The sequence below is a fragment of the Streptomyces hydrogenans genome, assembly GCF_014656075.1.
Lineage (GTDB): Bacteria > Actinomycetota > Actinomycetes > Streptomycetales > Streptomycetaceae > Streptomyces > Streptomyces hydrogenans.
Genome location: NZ_BNBS01000232.1, coordinates 1 through 5,593 on the forward strand (window position 1 = coordinate 1; position 5,593 = coordinate 5,593).

Below are 5,593 nucleotides of genomic sequence, written 5' to 3' on the forward strand. Positions count from 1 at the left end.
GGCGAGCGTGCGTGCCGGGCGGGCCGGACCCGACGGGAAGGGGCAGACAGGCCCTAGGAGTCCCGGCCCTCGCGGCGGCGGACCAGCTCGGTGATCCAGACGGGGGCGTACGGGGAGGTACAGCCCTTGGGGGTCGGGTAGTCCTTGAGGACCTCCAGGCGTTCGCCGATGGCGAGGGCCCGGGCGCGGTGGGCGGGGTGCTCGATGCCGATCTGGGCGAGGCAGTGGTTCATGGCCCACTGGAGCCGGTCGGGGGCGTCCTTCATCTCCTGCTCGACGGTGTCGAGGAGCGCGTCGAGGTCGAGGCCCTCGGGCCGCTTCGCGACCCGCTCGGTGGTGAGCGCCCAGCCGGCGGCGGCGACGACCGGGTCGGGGTCCGCGAGCCAGAGCAGGCGCAGCTCCTCGGCGTGGGGGCCCTTCTTCACCACATGGTTGACGAGCCAGTCGTGGACCTTGGGGGCGCGGGCCCCGCGCAGCATGGCGTCGAGTTCGTCGCGGCCGAACTCCTTGGGCCGGCAGACGAGGGTGGCGAGGAGCCGGGCGGCGGTGTCGCCGGTCGCCCACAGCTCGCGGGCGAACTCGTGCCGCGTCCCGAGCCGCTTGGCGATCGCGCGCAGCCTGGCGAGGTTCACCCCGTGGTCGTCGCCGTGCCGTTCGTTGACCTCGCGCGCCCGGGGGTCCTCCAGGGCGGCCAGCTCGGCCAGCACCTCGTCCACCGTCGCCCCGGTCGCCGTCCCGGCCATCCGGTCCTCCTGTCGCTCGCGTACGGCTGTCAGCCTACGGCCCCGCGGTTCCGTGCGGCCGGAGACGGCTGTCCGGCCGCACGCCGGGTAGAGGCCGTACGAAGGCTCCGGGCGAGGAACCCGGGCGATCGGGCCGGACCCGGAAGGCGGCGAGGACGATGAACGGACACACCAGGGGACGGTCGGCGGACACGGGCGCGGGCTGCCGGCGCAGGCTCACGGACGAGGAGTTCAGGGTGCTGATACGGGAGGCCAGGGCCGAGGCGCGGCGCGGCTTCCTGGGCCGGCCGCCCCCGGGGGAGACCGACTTCTCCTTCCGCACCCAGCACGCCGAGTTCGGCGCGCCCGCCCACTGAGCGCGGGCGGCGGGGCGCGATCGGGTGAGGTCCGCACGCCGGACGGCGCCGCGTCCCGGGGCCGTACCGCACGCCCCGGCGGAGGGGGCCCACGACGGCACCCGGAAGACGGACGAGAGCGGTCCAGGGCGCGGCCCACGCCTCGCGGGCCGCGCTTCTTCCGTGCGGTCGCGGGGCGTTCGCCGCGCGGAACGGGCGGTCGGGGCTCCTCGCCGTCTCCGCGAGGGCCGTCCCGTCCGTCTCCCTCCGCCGGCGCGGCTCGGCGGAGTCCGGGCCGGTGGGCTCGGCGCACGCCTCGGCCGGAGTGGAGGGCTGGGCGCGGCCGGTCAGCGGGTGCCGTAGCGGGCGGTGGGGGCGTGGGGGCGGGTCGGGTGGCCGTCGAGGGGCAGGCGGTAGAGGGCGAAGGCGTGGTCGATGACGGGCTGGGCGACGTTCCGGACGCGGACGCCGCCCGCCGTCATGCCGTGCTCGGTGCCCAGATGGGCGTGGCCGTGGACGGCGAGGTCGGCGCCGTGCGCGTCGATGGCCTCGGCGAGGAGGTAGCTGCCGAGGAAGGGGTAGATCTCCAGCGGTTCGCCCGCGAGGGTGTCGGGCACCGGTGAGAAGTGGGTGAGCGCGATCCGGACGGCGCAGCCGTGCTCGGCCAGTTCGCCGAGCGCGCGGGCGAGGCGCTCGGCGCCGCGCCGGGCCGTGCGGACGAACGCCTTCATCTCGGGCTCGCCGAACTCGCCGGCGCTGCGCCCGAGGAAGCCGCCGCAGAAGCCCTTCGCCCCGGCCACGCCGACCTTGTGGCCGGCCACGGGCAGCACGGCGCTCTCGCCCTCCAGGACGTGCGCGCCGGCGTCGCGCAGCACCCGGGTGACCTCGTCCGGGGTGTCGGCGTGGTGGTCGTGGTTGCCGAGGACGGCGACCACGGGGACGCCGAGCCCGGCGATCTCGCCCGCCACCACCTCGGCCTCGGCGACGCTGCCGTGCCGGGTCAGGTCACCCGCGAGGAGCAGCAGGTCGGCGCAGTCCGGGAGGGCCTCGAAGGCGGGGCGGAGCAGTCCGGCGCAGTCCTCGCCGAGGTGGATGTCGCCGACCGCGGCGACCCGGACGACGGCCTCCCGGCCGGTGGGCTCAGGTCCGGGGAGCGTCATGACAGCTCCTCCCCGTGGTCCGGGGCGTCCCGGCCCGCGACGGCGACGTCCGTGCGCACCGTGAGCCCGGTCAGGGTGGCGCGGGCGAGGTCCAGGATCTCCTCGCGCCGGGTGGAGGTGGGGACGGTGCCGGTGAGCAGGACGACGCCGCCGCGCCGCTCCACCCGCACGCCGAGCTCGGCCGGCCCGTCCCCGGCGAGCCGCTCCCGCAGCAGCGCGATGCGGTACTCGTCCTCGTACGGCCCCGGGCCGGGGGCACGGTCCTCGTACGGCTCCGGTCGCTCAGTCACGGTCGTCGGCCTCGTCTCGTGCGGTCGGGGGGTGCGGGAGGACGCCCAGGAGGCGGAGCAGGTAGAGGAAGGCGACGGCCATGGGGCGGTCGCGGGTCTCCTCGCCGACCCGGTCCCAGTCGACCCGTTCGCGCAGGCCGCGGGCGACCGGCAGCAGGGCGCCGTAGTCGCAGTGGTGTTCGGAGAGGGCCGCGAGCCGGCTGGTCATCAGGTCGGTCGGGTCGATCACCGGCAGGTGCACGGAGTCGACGGGGAGGATCCACGCGCGGTCCAGGAGCTCACGGGTGACGGACCGGCCGGCGAGGGCGAAGATCAGGTCGATGTGCTCGCCGCCGCTGCGGGCCTTCACCAGCCAGTCCTCCGGCGGGTCGACGATCTCGATGCCGCGTCCGCGCAGGAGCTTCACGACGGTCTCGGAGTCCTCCGCGCGCACCGCGAAGTCGGTGTCGTGCTGGAGCCGGACCGGGATGCCGTACGCGTAGGCGGCGACGCTGCCGACCAGGGCGAACGGGCAGCCGGAGCCCTTCAGGGCGGCGCCGACCTCCTTGGTGACCTCCAGGATGGCCTGGGTGTGGTCGGGCGGCAGCAGGTCGGCGGCTCCGCCGCCGTCGCGGGTGTGGGCCGTGAGGTTCATGCCTCCTCCTCGACGGGATGCCGCAGGGCGCCGGCGCCGGAGCGCCAGGCGCGGGTGACGGAGGCGGCGAGGGCGTCCTCCAGGAAGACGGTGGCCTCGGCGCCGAAGGCGACCTCCGCGGCGAGGCCGGGCTCCTCGGCGAGCAGTCCGCCGACCACCTCGCGCCGGACCAGTTGCTCGTGGACGGCGTCGGCCTCCACCCGCTCGTCGTAGTAGCGGGCGGCGGCCTCCCCCGCCCCGCACCGGCGCAGGGCCGCGGCGTGCCAGGACGCGGCGGGCGGCGAGCAGATCTCCAGGGCGGCGAAGTGGCCGACGAGGGCGCCCCGGCGGGCCCGGCGCAGCCCGAAGAGGGACATCACGTTGGCGGTCGCGAGGGCGGGCGCGCCGATGGCCGGCAGATAGTGGCCGTATCCGGGATCGAGCCCGAGGGCGGTCATCAGGTCGGCGTAGAGCCGGGCGTGCACGCGCTCCTCCCGGCCGTGTCCGCACTCGTCGTAGAGCACGGTCGCCATGCCCGCCTTGGCCCTCCCGCGCAGCCGGGGCAGTACCCAGGCGTGCGGATCGGACTCCCGGAGCCGGTGGGCGGAGCGCAGGACCGCGTACTCCCGCGCCTGCTCCAGGGTGCCGTGGCGCAGCAGGTGGCGGGCGATCCCACGACCGTCGGGCGGCTCGGTCAGCAGCGTGTCGAAGACCTCGTCGGGTGTCGCCGGCCCGGGACACGCCTCCCGCAGCGCCCCCTCGAAACGTTCCTCCAGGCGCGCGCGCAGGCGAAGGAGGTCGATGTCCCCCTCGGCGGTGTCGGGCACCCCGGCGAAGCCGCGGTAGTGGAGTTCGTAGCAGAGGTGGAGGGCCAGCTGGACGTCCTCGCCGTACGGATCGGCCGTCGCGGCGGCGCGGGGGCCGGGCAGCGCGCCGGACCGCCCGCGCAGTCGCCCGGAGACGGCCGCCGACAGCTCGCCGCGGGGCGGGGGCAGGGCGGGGGCCCGGGCCTCGGCGGGGCGCGGGAGGGTGAGCGTCATGGCGGGACCTCCTCGGGTCCGGGGAGGGCCGGGGTCAGGCCGGCGCGGCCGGCGCGGGCCCGCCGGACCGGACGGCCCGGACGCGGCGGCGGTGGCTGGTGTCGCAGAACGGATCGAGCAGGCTGCGGCGGCAGCGGCACAGCGCGACGACGGGCCGGTCGCTGCGCCGCACGGTCCCGTCGGCCAGCACGACCTCCACGGGCCCCTCGACCAGCAGCGGGCCCTCCGCGAGCGGGGTGATCCGGACGGCGGGCGGGGCGGTGGCGCCGGGCGGGGGCTCGGGGGCCGGGGAGGGCGGGCCGGGGGACCGGTGCCGCGGCCGGACGGCCGGTGGGGCCGCGGACGCCGGCCCGGGGGTCTTCTCGTGCACGGGTTCCACGGCACACCTCCGGAGGAGGAACCGCGGGACGGGGCCGTCCCGGCCACCGGTCCCGCGGTACGGACGCCCTGGCGCCTGCCCGCTCCCGGCCCCGCCATGCCCGGGAGCGGGCCGGGGGCTCAGCGCGGGGGCCGGGCCAGCGGGCTGGAGTCGAGGTGGCGCAGGAGGGAGCGGGGGTCGTCGTGGACGAGGACCGCGCCGGCGTCCTGGAGCTCGCGGCGGGTGGTGCCGCCGGTGAGGAGCCCGACGCAGGGCACGCCGGCGCGTCCCGCGGCCTCGACGTCCCAGACGGTGTCGCCGACGAGGACGGCGTCCTCCGGTGCGGCCCCCGCCTTGTCGAGGGCGGCCCGCACCAGGTCGGGGGCGGGTTTGGTGGCGGTCACGTCGGTCCCCGAGGTGGCCGCGTCGATGACGTCGTCGGCGCCGAGCCGGGCGCGTACGGCCGCGACCTCCTCGTCCGACGCGGAACTGGCCAGCACGATCCGCCAGCCCCGTGCGGCGGTGGCCCGCAGCAGTTCCGCGGCGCCCTCGAACGGGGTGAGGGTGTCGAACCAGGTGGCGTAGAGGGTGCCGTGGGCGCCGGCGATCGCCTCGTCCTCCTCGGCCCGCCGGTCCGCGCCGAGCACGGCGTCGAGGAGCCGGTCGGAGCCCATGCCGATCGCGCGGTGGATGCGGACCATCGGCACGGTGTGGCCGTGCTGCCGCAGGGCCATCCACCAGGTGAGGGTGTGGAGGTAGGTGGTGTCGACGAGGGTGCCGTCGACGTCGAAGAGGGCGGCGCCGCGGGTCCGCGGCGCCGGGTGCGGGGTCATCGTGCCTCCCGGGGACGGAGGGCCGCCGCCGCGCCGGCGCGTGCGTCGCGCGCCGGGGCGCCGCGGCCCTGGTGGGGGTGAGCGGGGCGGGCGTCGGGGGCGCGGAGGGCTCGGATCACCACGAGCCGCTCGGTCCGGCCGCCCGGCGGGACGAGGCCGCGCCGCTCGGACCGGACGGCGCGGGCCGTCGTGATCCGCCCGGACGGCCGGCCGCGGCGGGC

8 protein-coding genes and 1 pseudogene are annotated in these 5,593 nt (G+C 77.4%); 1 reads left to right on the forward strand and 8 read right to left on the reverse strand.

Going from position 1 to position 5,593, the window contains the following annotated elements:
- Positions 1 to 53 precede the first annotated feature (53 nt).
- Entirely contained in the window at positions 54 to 743 is a 690-nt protein-coding gene (locus IE321_RS40485; protein ID WP_190226632.1) for a DNA alkylation repair protein, read from the reverse strand.
- Positions 744 to 901: 158 nt separating this feature from the next.
- Here IE321_RS40485 and IE321_RS40490 point away from each other — a divergent pair, with 158 nt between their 5' ends.
- Positions 902 to 1,099 carry a hypothetical protein gene (locus IE321_RS40490; RefSeq protein WP_190226633.1) on the forward strand — a complete coding sequence of 66 codons (198 nt, stop codon included), beginning with the start codon at positions 902 to 904 and terminating at the stop codon, positions 1,097 to 1,099.
- 326 nt (positions 1,100 to 1,425) lie between these two features.
- Here IE321_RS40490 and IE321_RS40495 read toward each other — a convergent pair whose 3' ends face one another.
- The 7 genes and pseudogenes from IE321_RS40495 to IE321_RS42655 all read right to left on the reverse strand — a co-directional run.
- Positions 1,426 to 2,238 (reverse strand): metallophosphoesterase family protein, encoded by an 813-nt coding sequence (locus IE321_RS40495; RefSeq protein WP_051842530.1) that lies wholly within the window; start codon positions 2,236 to 2,238, stop codon positions 1,426 to 1,428.
- The gene (locus tag IE321_RS40500) at positions 2,235 to 2,528 is read right to left on the reverse strand and encodes a BON domain-containing protein (protein ID WP_190226634.1); all 294 of its coding nucleotides are present in this window, start codon (positions 2,526 to 2,528) and stop codon (positions 2,235 to 2,237) included. Before IE321_RS40500 ends, IE321_RS40495 begins: the two co-directional genes overlap by 4 nt.
- Positions 2,521 to 3,162, reverse strand: a complete 642-nt coding sequence (locus IE321_RS40505) for a nucleotidyltransferase family protein (RefSeq protein WP_190226635.1) — start codon at positions 3,160 to 3,162, stop codon at positions 2,521 to 2,523. The genes IE321_RS40500 and IE321_RS40505 overlap by 8 nt, the downstream gene beginning before the upstream one ends.
- Positions 3,159 to 4,181: an iron-containing redox enzyme family protein gene (locus IE321_RS40510; RefSeq protein ID WP_190226636.1), complete on the reverse strand. Its 1,023-nt coding sequence runs from the start codon at positions 4,179 to 4,181 to the stop codon at positions 3,159 to 3,161. Before IE321_RS40510 ends, IE321_RS40505 begins: the two co-directional genes overlap by 4 nt.
- A 34-nt stretch (positions 4,182 to 4,215) precedes the next feature.
- Positions 4,216 to 4,560: a CDGSH iron-sulfur domain-containing protein gene (locus IE321_RS40515; protein ID WP_229916820.1), complete on the reverse strand. Its 345-nt coding sequence runs from the start codon at positions 4,558 to 4,560 to the stop codon at positions 4,216 to 4,218.
- A gap of 119 nt (positions 4,561 to 4,679) precedes the next feature.
- Entirely contained in the window at positions 4,680 to 5,372 is a 693-nt protein-coding gene (locus tag IE321_RS40520; protein WP_190226637.1) for an HAD family hydrolase, read from the reverse strand.
- Positions 5,369 to 5,593, reverse strand: a pseudogene (locus IE321_RS42655) (hypothetical protein); the annotation flags it as partial. The gene IE321_RS40520 and the pseudogene IE321_RS42655, both read right to left, overlap by 4 nt.